Origin of the sequence: Serinicoccus shuyuelongi (assembly GCF_045032955.1) — a bacterium.
Taxonomy (GTDB): domain Bacteria; phylum Actinomycetota; class Actinomycetes; order Actinomycetales; family Dermatophilaceae; genus Ornithinicoccus.
The window spans coordinates 38,161-53,181 of record NZ_JBJFZU010000013.1 but is presented as its reverse complement, the minus strand read 5'-3'; the positions used below and the strand labels follow the sequence as shown (position 1 = coordinate 53,181).

The following is a 15,021-nucleotide window of genomic DNA, read 5'->3' as shown; positions in this document are numbered from 1 at the left end:
GGCGCGAGGCCCCCGACCTACCGAGCTGCCGTCAGGGCTGGTTCAGCCCCTCGAGGATGTACGGGCCGCCGTGGCCGGGCAGGACCATGATGTCGGTCACCGCCTCCTCGTCGTAGTACGTCAGCGAGTTCACGTAACCCAGCGTCAGGTTGTAGGCACCCTCCACGGAGACCTCGGCGATCTCCTCCATCAGGGCGACCTGCTCGTCACCCGTCGTGGTGACGGCCTCCTCGTAGAGGTCGCGGATCTCGGGGACCTCGTGCCCCCGCTGGTTGGTGGCGGTGGCCGGCCCCAACCAGAGTGCGGGCGGGGTGGCGAAGGAGTCGGCCAGCCCTTGGGCGACGGCTGCCGCGTCGTACTTGCCGATGTCGGTGTTCGCCGTCTCCCCCGGAGGCCGGACGATCAGGTTCATCTCGATCCCCACCTCCCCGAGGTACCCCGCGATGGCCTCCGCCATCGGCTGGTCCTTGGTGAGCGTCACGGCATCGAACGAGAAGCCGTCCTCGTAGCCGGCCTCGGCCAGCAGCCGGCGCGCCTCGTCGGGGTCGTAGGGGTAGAAGTCCAGCAGGTCCTCGACGTAGCCGGGCCCGCTGCCCGGGGTGAAGGTGAGGGAGCTGGGGACGCCCTGGCCCTGGAAGACCGTGTCCATGATGGTCTCGCGGTCGATGGCCATGTTCATCGCCTGACGCACCTCGAGGCTGGCGAAGGCCGGGACGTTCTCGCCCTCCCGGTCGTAGAGCGCGATACCGTTCGCGTTCTGCGGCTGGGCGAAGATGGACAGGTCGGTCGTCTGCGCGGCCTCGTAGTTGTTGCCACCGCCGTACCCGACGTCCACCTGGCCCGAGACCAGGGCGTTGTACATCGCCTGCGGGTCGGTGTACACGTTGATGACCAGCTCGTCGAAGTCGAAGCTGTCGGCGTCCCAGTAGTCCGGGTTCTTGACGTAGGTGTAGGTGCTGTCCGTCACGGTCCGGCCGGCGTCCAGGGTGTACGGGCCCGCGCCGACCGGGTTGGTCCCCAGGTCGCCGGACTCCAACGCGGCCGGGCTGGGGACCGCCCCCATGTGCCCCACGAAGAACTTGGTCAGCCGGGGGTCGGGCCTGCTCAGGTCCAGACGCACCGTGAGCTCGTCCTCCACGACCACCTCGTCGATGGCGTCGAGGTTGCGGTAGGGCGTGTCGTCCGCCTCGCGGCCGTAGTCCAGCCAGGTCTTCACCGCTTCGGCGTCGTACGGCTCACCGTCGGTGAACGTCATCCCCGGGCGCAGGGTGAAGCGCAGCGTCTGTGCGTCCTCCCACTCCCAGGACTCCGCCATGCCGGGCCGCTCCACCCCGTCGGCGTCGCGCTCGATCAGGGAGCCGTAGAGCGCGTGCATGTGCGCACTGACCTGTGCCCCGGCGATCGCGTACATCGGGTCGTACGTCTCGGGCGCGAAGGCATACCCGATGGAGACCGAGGAGGTCGACTCCGCGGTCGACGCCCCCTGCTCTTCCCCGCCACCGCTGCACGCGGAGACCACCAGGGCCATGGCGGCGGCCACGGCGACCGCCCCTGAGCGCCTCGGACGAGACAGCTGCGATGAACTCTTCGTTGACTTCATGACGTGTCCTCTTGTAGGGACGCCCCGGCAGGACGTCGGTCAGACCTTGCTCGAAGGCGACCGTCCGTGGACCTTGTCGTCGAGACGGGCAACCTCTGCCCGCTCTGTGCCTTCATTGCCACAACATGCCTATCGTAGCATCCCATGCAACGTATATGCATGAGATGCAACAACTAGTTCGCTGATCCCACGATCAGCGCGAGGGAGACCGCACCCGGGTCCGGGGTGCCGATCGATGCGTCCCCGTGCGTACGCGAGCGCCCGGTCCGCGCGGCGTGGTCCGCCGTCGCCTGCGCGGCCCGCGTCGCCGCGTCGGCGGCCGCGGACCACGCCTCGCGCAGGGAGCTCCCCCGGTCGAGCTCGTGGCGCAGGTGCTCGACGAACGGCACCAGTGCGTCCACCATCGTCTTGTCACCCAGCTGGGCCCCGCCCCTGGACTGCACCGCGTCGAGGAAGGCCTGCACCGCGTCGAGGACCTGGCCGGCGGTGGGCTCGGCGTCGTCTCCGAGGCTGTCCCCCGAGGCACGGAGGCCGGCGCCCCACAAGGCACCCGAGGTGCCTCCGGCCACGTCGGACCAGGCGGTGCCCGCCCGGTGCAGGGCGGTGCCCAGACCGGCGCCGTCAGCGACGCCTGCCCCCATGGCCTGGTGAGCTGCTCGCGCGCCCCGCACCATCCCTGCTCCATGGTCGCCGTCCCCGGCCACGGCGTCGAGGGCGCCCAGCTCGGCCTCCTGGGCCTCCACCGCGCTCACCGCCCGCCCGAGCGCCTCGTGCGCCCACCCCGCCGCCGCGACCGACCGGGGGTCGGCGGGCGCGGTGACATCGGGCCGCATACCCCTGTCCGTCCCGGCAGAAGCGGCGCGGGGGTCGACGTCCGTGCTCGTGGACGCCGACACCGGGGGTGTCGACGATCCCGTCTCGGCGCGCCAGAAGGAGGAGGTATGCGCGGGCGCCAGCCAGTAGGACTCAGTCTCCTCGTCCAGGTCCAGCAGCGACACGGAGACCCCGGCCATGTCCATGCTCGTGACGAGGCTGCCCACGACCGGCGCCACCACCCGCGCCCCGGCTGCGACCAACCGGGACTGCACCCGCGCCGCGACGAGGTACAGCTCGTCCGGGGTGGTGGCACCCAGACCGTTGACGAGGACGGCGACCGCTCCCCCGGTGCTGATCGGCCGGTCGGCCGTCAGTCCGTCGACGAGGAGGTCGGCCACGTCCTGCGCCGTCCCGAGCTCCTGGTGGGACAGTCCCGGCTCGCCGTGGATGCCCAGACCGACGGCCATCTGCCCGCTGGGCACGGAGAACAGTGCCTGGTCGGCACCGGGCAGGGTGCACCCGGAGAAGGCGACACCCAACGAACGGGTGGCGTCGTTGACCCGCACCGCGAGGTCGGCGAGCGGGTCGAGCGCCATCCCGGAGTCAGCGGCGGCAGCCAGGACCTTCACCACGAGGAAGCTGCCCGCGATGCCACGCCGCTGGTGGCGCTCCGCAGGGCCCCCCGAGGCGATGTCATCGGTGACCGCCACCAGCCGGGCCGGCACCTCGTCGCCCTCCAGGGCCTCGCGCGCCGCACCGAAGTGCAGGATGTCCCCCGCGTAGTTGATCGGGACGAAGAGGACCCCGCCACCGGCCTCGGCGGCGCGGGCGACGGACAGCACCTGCGACTCGGACGGCGAGGAGAAGATGTTTCCGCAGACGGCCCCATGACCCATCCCTGGACCGACCCAACCGGCGAAGGCGGGGTGGTGACCGGATCCACCCCCGAGCACCAGCGCCACGTGTCCCGCTCGTGGCGGCGTGGCCCGGATGACGCCCCCGGGCACCGCCTGGACCAGGTCCGGGTGGAGCGCGGCGAAGCCCTCCAGCGCCTCGGCGGCGAAGTCTGCGGGGTCGTTAGCCAGGTGCGTCACAGGTGTCTCCGATGTCGAGGCGGCAGGAGGGGACGGTCTCAGTCATCCTCAGGAAGCCCGTTGGTGGGCGGCCGGTGCGGGTGACTGCCGATCCGGTGATCCCGGTTCATGTCCGCCAGGAGCTGGTGGTCCGCCTCGCTCAGCTCGAAGTCGGTGACCGCCAGGTTCTGCCGGATGCGGTCGGGGTGGGAGGACTTCGGGATCACGACGTGCCCGAGATCCAGGTGCCACCGAAGGATGACCTGGGCCGGGGTGCGACCGACCCGTGCGCCGATCTCGGCCAGGAGCGGCTCGTCCAGCAGCTTGCCCTGCCCCAGCGGGCTCCATGCCTCGGTCCGGATGTCGTGCTCCTGGTGATAGCGGCGGAGCTCGTGCTGCTGCATCCACGGGTGCAGCTCGATCTGGTTGACGACCGGCTGGTGGTCCGACGACGTGCGGAGCAGCTCGAGGTGCTCGACGAGGAAGTTGGAGACACCGATGGAGCGCGTCTTGCCCTCCTGCTGCAGCTGCACCAGGGTGTCCCAGGTCTCCTCGATCAGCCCGAGATGGGCCATCGGCCAGTGGATGAGGTAGAGGTCGACGAAGTCGACACCCAGACGCTCCAGGCTGCGGTCCATCGCAGCCCGCGTCCGCGTGGCACCGTGGCAGGTGTTCCACACCTTGGTGGTCAGGAAGATCTCCTCACGGGGCACGCCGGACTCGCGCAGCCCCTGACCGACACCACGTTCGTTGCCGTAGGCCGCTGCCGTGTCGATCGAGCGGTATCCCGCCTCGACAGCCGTCCGTACGTTGGCCGCGGCATCCGCGGAGCCCACGCGCAGGACCCCCAGTCCCACCGGTGGGATGCTGTTCCCGTCAGCGAGCGGGACCCGCTGCTGACCGGGCGAGCTGCCCGGCTTGGCATGATCGGCTATCTCCATGGACATCGAGCACCAGCTCCCGTGATGGCGTGAGTGAACTGACTTGTTGCAGGTGGTGCAACGGCGTTCTGTCAGGTAGGATGGAACGTACCTACGAGCCCCGGGGATGTCAAATGGTCACGCACACCACCAGCCCAGCCCTCACGAACGCCGTCGCCGACCTGCTTCCCAAGGCGAACATGCTGCTCCGGGGCCTCGGTGTCCTCGAGTGCGTGGCGGAGTCCCCGAACCGCACCGGGGTCAGCGTGGGCGAGGTCGCCTCCCGGACCGGGCTGGAGAAGTCGACGGTCTCGCGGACCCTCGCGATCCTGCGCGAGGCGGGCTACGTGCGGCAGGACGGCTATCGCCGCTACCGGCTCACGGGCAAGCTGACCACGCTCTCCCAGGGGTACTCCAACGTAGCCGACCTGCTGGTCGCCGCGCGCCCGCACCTGGAGTCGCTGCACGCGGAGTTCGACGAGGAGGTCCACCTCGCCACCCTGGACCAGGGCTACATGGTCTTCGTCGACTACATCCCCTCCTCCCAGGTGGTCCGCTCGACGCTCTCGACCACCCAGCGACTCATCCACGAGACCGCGGCCGGCCGGGCAGCCCTCTGCCTCCTGGACCACGAGGCCCGGGTGGATGCGCTGAGGCTCTCCGCCGACGCCGGCGGAACGTCCTTCAGCTCGGTCGAGCTCACCGAGATCCTCGCCGAGCTCGACGGCGCCAAGGAGCGGGGGTGGGCGGGCTACGACCGTGGCGACGAGGTCTCGCGATTCGCCGCTCCCATCCTGGACGAGAGCGGTGAACCGCTGGCCGCCGTATGCCTGTCCGGGCCCACCTTCCGGATCAGGGGCCAGGAGGAGGCCTACGGAGCGGCCGTCGTCCATGCCGCCCGAGAGATCACCGCGACGCTCTGAGCACCACCCACCCCCACTGGCCCACGTGGCGCACCCACCACCTCCGAGGATGACCTGTGAAACTGCTGCTGCCCGACTCGCTGCCCCTGGACCCGCACCTGCCCGACCACGTCACAGCGGTCCGGTATGACGCGACGGCGCCGGTTCCCGAGGAGCACCGGGACGCCGAGGCCCTGGTCGTCTGGGGCAGCTCGCGGGCCGACCTCGCCGAGGCCGCCCCGCACATGGAGCAGCTCCTCTGGGTGCAGAGCCTGGGAGCGGGCGCCGACTCGGTGCTCGCGGCGGGCTTCCGGCCCTCGGTGCGCATCGCCACCGGGGCCGGGCTGCATGACGGCCCCGTCGCGGAGCACGCCCTGACGCTCACCCTCGCCCTGGTCCGGCGTCTGGCGTCGACCGCTCAGGCGCAGCAGGAGCGCCGCTGGGCCCCCGAGCTGGGTGGGGCGCAGCCCTTGCGGCCGGATCGGGGCCCGGTGACCTCCCTCCTCGGCAGCAACGTCGTCATCTGGGGCTTCGGGCACATCGGTCAACGGCTGGCCGGGCTCCTGCAGGGACTCGGTGCCACCGTCCGGGGGGCCGCGCGCTCGCCAGGTGTGCGCGGCGGCGTCGTGGTCGTCGGCCCTGAGGACCTGGACGACGAGCTGGGACGGACGGACATCCTCATCATGATCCTGCCGAGCTCGCCCTCCTCCGATCGAGCCCTGGACGGTCCGCGTCTCGCGCGGCTGCCCGAGCACGCCTACCTCGTGAACGTCGGTCGCGGGAGCACGGTGGACGAGGAGGCGTTGGTGGAGGCTCTGGCAACCGGGAGGCTGGCCGGTGCCGCCCTCGACGTCGCGAGCGTCGAACCGCTCCCGTCGTCCGCGGCACTGTGGGAGGCCCCGAACCTGTGGATCACCCCGCACTCGGCGGGGGGACGCCCGGTCGGCGCCGAGGAGCTCATCGAGAGCAACCTCGCGGCGGTGCTGCAGGACCGACCGTTGCGCAACGCCGTCCCTGCGTCGCGGGCGACATGACGGGCGTGGAGGCCGGCACCCGGGGCGGGGGGCTCGTCACGTTTGGCGAGGCGCTGGGGCGCCTCACCTCCGAGCACGTCGGGCTGCTGGAGTCGGGTCGTCCGCTGACCCTGTCCATGGGCGGCGCCGAGTCCAACGTGGCCATCGGTGCCGCCCGCCTCGGCGCGGACGTCACCTGGGCCGGACGCCTCGGGTCGGACAGCGTCGGCGACCTCATCGAGCGGCGGCTCCGCGCCGAGGGTGTCACGACCCGCCTGACCCGCGGGGCCGGGTTCACCGGCCTCATGGTGTGCAGCCGACGGACCACCGGTGCGCTCCGGGTGGACTACCACCGTGCCGGCAGCGCGGCCTCGCAGCTGAGCCCGGCGGACGTCGGTGACGAGCTGGTCCGAGGGGCGGACATCCTGCACGTCACCGGAATCACCCCGGCGCTCGGCGCCTCGGCACGCGACACGACGGCGTGGGCGGTCCGCACGGCCAGAGACGCCGGCGTCACCGTCTCCTTCGACGTCAACTTCCGGAGCAAGCTCTGGAGCACCGAAGAGGCCCGGCCCGTCCTCCAGGACCTCCTGGAGCACGCCGACATCCTGTTCGCCGGTCCGGAGGAAGCGGCGCTGGTGCTGGGGGTCACCCTCGACCCGAGCCGGGACGACCGGGGCCGTCTGGCACGGCTGGCGGCACAGGCAGGCCCACGGGAGGTCGTCATCAAGGACGGCAGCCGTGGTTGCCTCGCCGTCATCGACGGCCACGAGTACGTCCGCGACGCTCCCACCGTGACCACGCTGGACCCGGTCGGGGCAGGGGACGCCTTCGTCGCGGGGTACCTGACCGAGCGCCTGCAGGACGTCGACCCGCAGGGACGTCTGACGACAGCCATCCGGGCCGGCGCGTATGCCGTGACCGTCCCCGGCGACTGCGAGGGGCTGCCGTTCCGTCACGAGCTGGACGACCTCGAGGCGACGACCGACATCCTCCGATGACACCGAGAGTCCGATGACACCCGAGACGAAGGACATCACGTGGAGATTCCCTACACGGTCAACTGCTCGATCCTGCTGACCCACCTCGACCTTCCCGAGCGGCTCCGGGTCGCCCGAGAGGCGGGCTTCACCGGGGCGGAGCTGTGGTGGCCTTTCCCCGTCGCCGTACCGGACGACGACGACGTCGACTCGCTGGTGCGCGCCGTCACGGACAGCGGGATCCAGCTGACCGGCCTCAACCTCTTCGCCGGCGACATGCCTGCCGGCGACCGTGGGCTGATCTCCTGGCCCGCTCGCACGCAGGAGCTGCGCGACAACCTGGACGTCGTCACCGACATCGGCGAGCGCACCGGGTGTCGACGGTTCAACGCCCTCTACGGCAACCGCATACCGGGCATCGACCCGGCCGAGCAGGACGCCCTGGCCGTGGAGAACCTCGCGCTCGCCGCCCGGGCGGTGGAGCGCATCGGCGGGACGGTCCTGGTGGAGCCCGTGTCGGGGATGCCGTCCTACCCCCTGAAGACGTCCGGCGACGTCGTCGCCGTCCTCGACCGGGTCCAGACCGAAGCCGGGGCCACCACCATCGGCCTGCTGCTCGACGTCTACCACCTGGCCGTCAACGGCGCGGACGTGAGCCACGACGTCACGCAGCACATCGACCGTGTCGCCCACGTGCAGATCGCCGACGCCCCGGGGCGGGGCGCTCCCGGGACCGGCGCCCTCCCCCTGGACCGCTGGATCTCCGAGCTGCGTCAGGCAGGCTACGAGGGGCCCGTCGGCCTGGAGTACCAGTCCGTCGACCCGGACCCCTTCGGCTGGCTCCCCGTCGCACACCGCTCCGCCTCGTCATCGACCACCACCCCAGGAAAGGGATCCGCATGAGCACCATCGCCTTCATCGGCCTCGGGATCATGGGTAGCCCCATGGCCATCCACCTGCAGCACGCCGGACACGAGGTCACCGGTTACAACCGCACCTCGGAGAAGGTGAGACCTCTCGTCGAGGCCGGCGGCACCGAGGCGGCGTCGATCGCCGAGGCGGTCGCGGAGGCGGACGTCGTCTGCCTCATGGTGCCGGACTCCCCTGATGTCACCGAGGTGCTGACATCTGAGGACGGGGTCTTCGCCCACGCCCGACCGGGCACGCTGATCATCGACTTCTCCTCGATCCGCCCGGACACCGCCAAGGACCTGGCGCACCAGGCGCAGGATGCGGGGCTCCGCCTGGTCGACGCCCCCGTCTCCGGAGGCGAGGCCGGCGCCAAGAACGCCACCCTGTCGATCATGGTCGGTGGGTCCCAGGACGACGTCGACGCGGCGAGGGAGGTCCTGGACGTCGTCGGGAAGACCATCGTCCACGTCGGTTCCCCCGGTGCCGGTCAGACGGTCAAGGCGGCCAACCAGCTCATGGTGGCGGGCAACATCGCCCTGCTCGCCGAGGCCATCGTGTTCCTCGAGGCGCACGACGTGGACACCGCCGCAGCGGTCCAGGTGCTCGGCGGTGGGCTCGCAGGATCAGCTGTGATCGACCAGAAGGCGCAGAAGATGCTCGACCGTTCCTTCGACCCGGGCTTCCGCATCGACCTCCACCACAAGGACCTGGGCATCGTCACCGCAGCTGCGCGCGAAGCGGGAGTGGTGACGGTGGTGGGGTCCTTGGTGGCGCAGCTCATGGCGTCCGCACGTGCCAACGGGGACGGCTCCCTGGACCACTCCGCGCTCATCGGGGTCATCGAGCGTGCGAGCGGCCGCACTCCCTGAGTCGCGACGACCTACCGACCGTCGGTGACGGGGACGACGCTGCTCAGGACACCGTGCCGCGGAGCGACGAGATCTCCCCGGCGAGCTCCTCGATCCTCGCCCAGTCGCCTGCGGCGACGGCCGATTCCGGCGTGATCCACGAACCGCCGACGCAGGGAACGTTGGGCAGCGCCAGGTAGTCCCGGACATTGGCCTGGTTGATGCCCCCCGTGGGACAGAACTGGAGGTCCGGCAGGGGGCCCCGCAGGTTCGACAGGTACCGGGCACCGCCGGCGTCCTCCGCGGGGAAGAACTTGACGGTGCGCCATCCACGGCTCGCCAGTTCCAGCATCTCCGTCACCGTGGCTGCACCGAGCAGGGCGGGTATGCCTTCGTCGTGGACGGCGTCCTGCAGCGCGGCCGGCGATCCGGGCGAGACGACGAAGCGAGCGCCGGCGTCGACGACGAGGGCCACCTGTTCCGGGGTGACCACCGTTCCGGCACCGAGCGTGATCTCCGGCACCTCTTCGGCGATGGCCCGGATCGACTCGACCGCCGTGCTGGTGCGCAGCGTCAGCTCGATGACGGACACCCCACCCCGGACGAGAGCCTTGGCGACCTCGACGGCTGCGTCGGGGTCCGGGGCCCTCACGACCGGCACCACCGGGCTGATCCGGCAGATGTCTTCCATCGTGAGTGTGTCGGTGCTCGGCACGGTCGTCACCTGTTCTCGTGAGTACCCCGCTACAGCTGACGTCGCGCGGCCGGGGAGCGTCGTTCCGCACCCCGGATTCTACCTCTCACCACCCGGGCAGGGGTTGAGGGACACGAGCCCTCGACCCCTGCTCACAGGCGTGCGGAAAGACTCAGGAAAGGCCGAGGCTGAGGCGCAGCGGCTTCGTCGCAGGACCTGTCAGCAGCTCGAAGATGTGTCGCGCCTCCTCACTCCCGGTCGCATCGCCACGCCAGCTCCCCGCCCCTCGTCTACGCTCGACGAGTGAGCGTCACACCCCGGCAGACTGTGTCCTTCGACAACCAGTTCGCCCGAGAGCTGGGCGAGCTCGCCGTCCCGTGGCAGGCCGAGGACGCACCGGACCCCCGGCTGCTGCTGCTCAACGAGTCCCTGGCTGCCGAGCTGGATCTCGCACCGTCCTGGCTCCGCAGTCCCGAGGGCGTGCGCCTGCTGGTCGGGCATCTCGTCCCGGACGGCGCCACCCCCGTGGCGCAGGCCTACGCCGGGCACCAGTTCGGCGGGTACTCACCGCGTCTCGGCGACGGGCGGGCGCTCCTCCTGGGCGAGATCACCGACACCTCAGGCACCCGGATGGACGTCCACCTCAAGGGCTCCGGTCGCACGCCCTTCGCTCGCGGCGGTGACGGCCTGGCCGCGGTCGCTCCGATGCTGCGGGAGTACCTCATCAGCGAGGCGATGCACGCCCTCGGCATCCCGACCACGCGATCGCTCGCGGTGGTCGCCACCGGGCGGCCGGTGCAGCGCGAGACGCTGCTGCCCGGAGCCGTCCTCACACGAGTCGCCTCCAGCCACCTGCGCGTCGGCAGTTTCCAGTACGCCCGCGCCACCGGCGACATCGATCTACTGCGCCGTCTCGCCGACCACGCGATCAGCCGCCACCACCCCGACGCCGCCGAGGCTGACAACCGCTACCTCGCGCTGTTCGAGGCGGTGATCTCCAGCCAGGCCGAGCTCATCGCCCGCTGGATGCTGGTCGGCTTCGTCCACGGAGTGATGAACACGGACAACATGACGATCTCCGGCGAGACCATCGACTACGGTCCGTGCGCCTTCATGGAGGTCTTCGACCCGGCGACGGTCTACAGCTCGATCGACACCGGCGGACGGTATGCCTACGGCAACCAGCCGGGCGTCGCCCAGTGGAACCTCGCTCGCCTCGCCGAGGCACTGCTGCCCCTCCTGCACACCGATGAAGAGCAGGCCATCGCGCTGGCGGTGGGCTCCCTGGACAGGTTCTCCGCACAGTTCGCCTCGGCCTGGACCACCGGCATGAAGGCCAAGCTCGGGCTGGCGGACACGGTGAGCACGGACCTCGTCGACCCTCTGGTCGGCGAGCTGTCGACCCTCCTCCAGGACAACCGCATCGACCACACCTCCTTCTACCGCCGCCTCAGCGATGCGGTCCGCGGCGACACCGAGCCGGCCCGCGGCCTCTTTATGGACCTGGCGGGTTTCGACGTCTGGACCCGACGGTGGCTGGCCCTCGAGCCGCAGGCCGAGCTGATGGACCAGGTCAACCCCATCTACATCCCTCGCAACCACCTGGTCGAAGAAGCTCTGGCAGCCGGCAGCGACGCCGACCTGGACCCCCTGGTCCGCCTCCTGGACGCCGTCACCGACCCCTTCCGCGAGCGCCCCGGCCTCGAACGGTACGCGGACCCCGCACCGACGGACTTCGGTCGCTACCAGACCTACTGCGGCACCTGACCCACTAGACGCGCACCTGCACACCTTCGACGACGAGTCTGATGCATCGCCGGGTGGGTGATTTCTGCCCCGGCGTGCAGCTTGGAGGCGTGATTCGGTGCACGGCCCCTCCAGGATCCGGTCGGTGCGGAACGAACAGTGCGGTGTGACGACGACGCTGCGGCCTACCAGAACGGACTCCTCCCTCAGTGGGAAGAAGGTCTCGATCCGGGCGTCGCTGCTGCCCGGCACCGACGCGGAGCCGCCGCAGCGGCTCGGTGAGGCCCTGCGGGCGGCTGACGTCGAGGTCGTCGTCGCCCGGGCGTGAACCGCCCCGGAGGCCAGGCCCGCATGAACTGCTGAGCACGCCCACCCGGGCGTCTGCATCGACCTCTCCCCGCCGCTGAGCGAGCTTCCGACCGCGAGCAGCGTCAGGAGGCGGGGATGCGGGGGCGAAGCGCTGCTCGCGCACGTTCAGCGACGCCGCCGTCGACCAACGAGTCGACGAACTCGGCGATCATCTCGTCCACGTCACCGGTCAGCCCCTCCTCCTCCAGAAGCATCCGCTTGGTGGCCCGCACTGCACTGTCGACGTTCTCGCGCAGCTCCCGAGCGATCCGGTCCACGGCGACGTCGAGGCCGCCGACAGGGACCAGCTCGTCCACGAGCCCTGTCCTGAGGCACTCGACCCCGTCCAGCTCGTGCGTCAGCAGGAGCACCCGGCGCGCGACGCCCGGTCCGCCGAGCCGGGACAGCCGCCCTGTGGTGATTCGGTCCGGCACGACCCCGAGCCTGGACACCGGGATCTGGAACGCCACGTCGTCCTCGGCAACCCGGAGGTCGCAAGCCAAGGCGAGCTCGGCCCCTCCACCCCGGACATGATGTTTCAGCGCCGCCACGGTGACCTTGGATGAGGTGGCCAGGGCGTGGAGCGCCGACGCCACCCTGCGGGCGAAGGCACGCGCCGTCACCGGATCACCGGCGGAGGCGACCATGTCCGCCAGATCGGCCCCCGCCGAGAAGGCCGACCCCTCTCCGCGAAGCACGATCAACCGGACGGCCGAGTCCTCTTCCAAGCGGTGCATGTGGTCGGTGAGCTGCACCCACATGGACCTCGTCACCGAGTTGTGCTTCCACGGGCGGGCGAGTACGAGCGTGGCCACGTCCCCGTCGAGTTGGCACCTGACCTCCCCGGCGTGATCCATCGGCATCTCCTCGTGGTCGGTCTCTGTGGTCCCCACAGTGTGGCGCATCCGTCGGCACACGACGCATGGGCACCACGCCGAGCACCGGTGCGGGATCGCTCACCGCATGTCGGGCTCACTCACGCGGGTGGTAGGAAGGAGGCCAGCACCCGCGCCCGCAGGTGGGCGAGGCACAACCCCGACTCAGGAGCACGCATGGAGCAGACACCCGGCCAGGGGCAGGCGGACGCGGAGGGTCCTTTGAGCGGGATCGTGGTGCTGGACCTCAGCCGGGCACTCTCGGGTCCGCATGCGGCCATGATGCTCGGGGACCAGGGCGCTCGCGTCATCAAGGTGGAGGAACGAGTCAGCGGTGACCAGACGCGATCGTGGGGGCCGTTCGTCCGGGGGGACCAGAACGACCAGGACGTCTCCACATACTTCCTGTCCTGCAACCGGAACAAGGAGTCCATCACCCTGGACCTGAAATCCGAGGAGGGCCGGGCCACCCTGCGCTCCCTGGTGAGGCGGGCGGACGTACTGGTGGAGAACTTCCGTCCCGGCGTCCTCGACCGGCTCGGTCTCGACGCCGCGACGGTGTCAGAGCTGAACCCCCGCCTCGTGCTGCTGTCCATCTCGGGCTTCGGCCACGACGGGCCGGAGGGGCAGCGGCCCGGCTACGACCAGATCGCCCAGGGTGAGGGCGGCCTGATGTCCGTCACGGGGAGCGGGCCGGGAGACGAGCAGCGGGTCGGGGTAGCCATCAGCGACGTCCTGGCCGGGATGTACGGCGCCTTCGGTGTGGTGTCGGCCCTGGTCGAGCGTGACCGGACGGGCCGGGGACAGGTTGTCCGCACCTCCTTGCTCGCCTCGGTCGTCGGAGTGCATGCGTTCCAGGGCACCCGATGGACGGTCGCGGGGGAGGTGCCTCAGCCGGTCGGCAACCACCACCCGACCATTGCTCCCTATGGCCTCTTCCGGTGCAAGGACGGCGGCGTGCAGATCGCCTGCGGCACTGACGCCCACTGGCGGGACCTCTGCGACGTGCTTGGCCTGGATCCCGCCGCCGAGGACATGGGGAGCGGCCACATCAGGGTGGCGCGACGAGACCGGCTGGTGCAGATCCTCGAGGAGGCGTTGAGCGCCTGGACCGCACAGGACGTCCTGCGCGCCCTGGAGACGGCAGGGGTGCCTGCTGGTCGGGTCCGGAACCTCTCGGAGGTCTACACGTGGGAGCAGACCCTGTCCCAGGGCCTGCTCGTCGGTGTCGACCATCCGCAGCTGGGGCCGATCACTCTGCCCGGACCCCCGTTGCGGTTCTTCTCGCGTACGGAGTCGGGGGAGTCCGAGGTGACCCGTCGTCATCACGCCTCCCCACCGATGCTCGACGAGCACGGGGCGCAGATCCGCACGTGGCTGGAGGAGCTGGTCGACTGACCTGGGGTGGGCCACCCGCCCCCTCGCCACCCGCGATCAGAACGGAGCAGTGACATGACAGACGAATCGACCCGCTCGGCGGCGCAGGACGAGCTCCGCTCCGCGCGGACCGCGCTCTTCGTGCCCGGGGACCGACCCGACAGGTTCGAGAAGGCAGCCGCCAGCGGGACGGACCTGGTGGTCTGCGACCTCGAGGACGCCGTGACCCCGGAGCGCAGGTCGGAGGCACTCGGAGCGGTCGCCGACTGGCTGGCAGGCGAGGCACGAGCCTGCGTCCGCACCAACGCCTCGGGCACGACCGAGCTGGAGGCGGAGCTGACGAGACTGCGCGGACTGCCAGGCCTGCTCGCTGTCATCGTGCCGAAGGCCGAGGAACCCGCCGAGCTCGAGCGCATCCACCGACACCTCGACGTGCCGGTCGTGGCGTTGATCGAGAGCGCGGTCGGCGTGGCGCGGGTCACGGAGCTCGCAGCGGCCCCCGGCGTGGTCAGGCTGGGCTTCGGTCACCTCGACTACTCGGTGGACATCGGCAGCGGGAACGGGCGCGCGGCGATGCTCACCGCCCGGTCGGCCGTCGTCCTCGCCTCGAGACTCGCAGATCTCGCCGGCCCCTTCGACGGGGTGACCCCCGAGCTCGACGACGTCGACAGGGTCGCCGACGACGCCACCTACGCCCTCCACCTGGGATTCGCCGGCAAGCTCCTCATCCATCCACGGCAGGTCGCCCCTGCCCGACGGACCTTCACGCCGGGTGCGGAGGAGGTGGACTGGGCGCACCGGGTCGTCGCCGCCTCCGAACAGGGCGGAGCGGTCCGGGTGGACGGCTCCATGGTCGACGCCCCCGTCGTCGCCAGGGCGTTGCGCGTGCTGAGCCAGAACAGGGAGGTCTGAGCGCC

The 15,021-nt window shown here is 70.8% G+C and carries 14 protein-coding genes; 9 read left to right on the top strand and 5 right to left on the bottom strand.

Going from position 1 to position 15,021, the window contains the following annotated elements:
- Positions 1 to 31: 31 nt before the first annotated feature.
- From ACI3EY_RS15020 to ACI3EY_RS15010, 3 genes are all read right to left on the bottom strand, one after another.
- Entirely contained in the window at positions 32 to 1,540 is a 1,509-nt protein-coding gene (locus tag ACI3EY_RS15020) for an ABC transporter substrate-binding protein (RefSeq protein ID WP_405040956.1), read from the bottom strand.
- A gap of 233 nt (positions 1,541 to 1,773) precedes the next feature.
- Positions 1,774 to 3,510, bottom strand: coding sequence for a dihydroxyacetone kinase family protein (locus ACI3EY_RS15015; RefSeq protein ID WP_405040955.1), 1,737 nt, complete (start codon positions 3,508 to 3,510; stop codon positions 1,774 to 1,776).
- 38 nt (positions 3,511 to 3,548) lie between these two features.
- Complete coding sequence (locus ACI3EY_RS15010) at positions 3,549 to 4,346, bottom strand: aldo/keto reductase (protein WP_405040954.1); 798 nt, start codon at positions 4,344 to 4,346, stop codon at positions 3,549 to 3,551.
- Positions 4,347 to 4,543: 197 nt separating this feature from the next.
- Here ACI3EY_RS15010 and ACI3EY_RS15005 point away from each other — a divergent pair, with 197 nt between their 5' ends.
- Genes ACI3EY_RS15005 through ACI3EY_RS14985 form a run of 5 tightly spaced genes read left to right on the top strand, consistent with a single transcriptional unit; the run spans position 4,544 to position 9,085 of the window.
- Entirely contained in the window at positions 4,544 to 5,332 is a 789-nt protein-coding gene (locus tag ACI3EY_RS15005) for an IclR family transcriptional regulator (RefSeq protein ID WP_405040953.1), read from the top strand.
- Between the two features lie 56 nt (positions 5,333 to 5,388).
- Positions 5,389 to 6,345, top strand: coding sequence for an NAD(P)-dependent oxidoreductase (locus ACI3EY_RS15000; protein WP_405040952.1), 957 nt, complete (start codon positions 5,389 to 5,391; stop codon positions 6,343 to 6,345).
- Between the two features lie 5 nt (positions 6,346 to 6,350).
- Entirely contained in the window at positions 6,351 to 7,325 is a 975-nt protein-coding gene (locus ACI3EY_RS14995) for a sugar kinase (protein ID WP_405040951.1), read from the top strand.
- Between the two features lie 45 nt (positions 7,326 to 7,370).
- Positions 7,371 to 8,207: a hydroxypyruvate isomerase family protein gene (locus tag ACI3EY_RS14990; protein ID WP_405041007.1), complete on the top strand. Its 837-nt coding sequence runs from the start codon at positions 7,371 to 7,373 to the stop codon at positions 8,205 to 8,207.
- Complete coding sequence (locus tag ACI3EY_RS14985) at positions 8,204 to 9,085, top strand: 2-hydroxy-3-oxopropionate reductase (RefSeq protein ID WP_405040950.1); 882 nt, start codon at positions 8,204 to 8,206, stop codon at positions 9,083 to 9,085. The genes ACI3EY_RS14990 and ACI3EY_RS14985 overlap by 4 nt, the downstream gene beginning before the upstream one ends.
- Before the next feature lie 43 nt (positions 9,086 to 9,128).
- Here ACI3EY_RS14985 and eda read toward each other — a convergent pair whose 3' ends face one another.
- On the bottom strand, positions 9,129 to 9,779 hold the full coding sequence (gene eda, locus ACI3EY_RS14980) for a bifunctional 4-hydroxy-2-oxoglutarate aldolase/2-dehydro-3-deoxy-phosphogluconate aldolase (protein ID WP_405040949.1): 651 nt from the start codon (positions 9,777 to 9,779) through the stop codon (positions 9,129 to 9,131).
- A gap of 282 nt (positions 9,780 to 10,061) precedes the next feature.
- Here eda and ACI3EY_RS14975 point away from each other — a divergent pair, with 282 nt between their 5' ends.
- Positions 10,062 to 11,525 carry a protein adenylyltransferase SelO gene (locus ACI3EY_RS14975; RefSeq protein ID WP_405040948.1) on the top strand — a complete coding sequence of 488 codons (1,464 nt, stop codon included), beginning with the start codon at positions 10,062 to 10,064 and terminating at the stop codon, positions 11,523 to 11,525.
- A gap of 145 nt (positions 11,526 to 11,670) precedes the next feature.
- Positions 11,671 to 11,832 carry a hypothetical protein gene (locus ACI3EY_RS14970; protein ID WP_405040947.1) on the top strand — a complete coding sequence of 54 codons (162 nt, stop codon included), beginning with the start codon at positions 11,671 to 11,673 and terminating at the stop codon, positions 11,830 to 11,832.
- A 103-nt stretch (positions 11,833 to 11,935) separates the two neighbouring features.
- Here ACI3EY_RS14970 and ACI3EY_RS14965 read toward each other — a convergent pair whose 3' ends face one another.
- Positions 11,936 to 12,709, bottom strand: coding sequence for an enoyl-CoA hydratase/isomerase family protein (locus ACI3EY_RS14965; protein ID WP_405040946.1), 774 nt, complete (start codon positions 12,707 to 12,709; stop codon positions 11,936 to 11,938).
- A 195-nt stretch (positions 12,710 to 12,904) separates the two neighbouring features.
- Here ACI3EY_RS14965 and ACI3EY_RS14960 point away from each other — a divergent pair, with 195 nt between their 5' ends.
- Both ACI3EY_RS14960 and ACI3EY_RS14955 read left to right on the top strand, forming a co-directional pair.
- Entirely contained in the window at positions 12,905 to 14,125 is a 1,221-nt protein-coding gene (locus tag ACI3EY_RS14960; RefSeq protein ID WP_405040945.1) for a CaiB/BaiF CoA transferase family protein, read from the top strand.
- 54 nt (positions 14,126 to 14,179) lie between these two features.
- Entirely contained in the window at positions 14,180 to 15,016 is an 837-nt protein-coding gene (locus ACI3EY_RS14955; RefSeq protein ID WP_405040944.1) for an HpcH/HpaI aldolase/citrate lyase family protein, read from the top strand.
- The last annotated feature ends 5 nt before the right edge of the window (positions 15,017 to 15,021 follow it).

Excerpts from the sequence above, each read along its gene's own strand:
- ACI3EY_RS15005 (WP_405040953.1), top strand. The coding sequence starts at position 4,544 with ATGGTCACGCACACCACCAGCCCAGCCCTCACGAACGCCGTCGCCGAC.
- ACI3EY_RS14985 (WP_405040950.1), top strand. The coding sequence starts at position 8,204 with ATGAGCACCATCGCCTTCATCGGCCTCGGGATCATGGGTAGCCCCATG.
- ACI3EY_RS14965 (WP_405040946.1), bottom strand. The coding sequence starts at position 12,709 with ATGGATCACGCCGGGGAGGTCAGGTGCCAACTCGACGGGGACGTGGCC.
- ACI3EY_RS14960 (WP_405040945.1), top strand. The coding sequence starts at position 12,905 with ATGGAGCAGACACCCGGCCAGGGGCAGGCGGACGCGGAGGGTCCTTTG.
- ACI3EY_RS14955 (WP_405040944.1), top strand. The coding sequence starts at position 14,180 with ATGACAGACGAATCGACCCGCTCGGCGGCGCAGGACGAGCTCCGCTCC.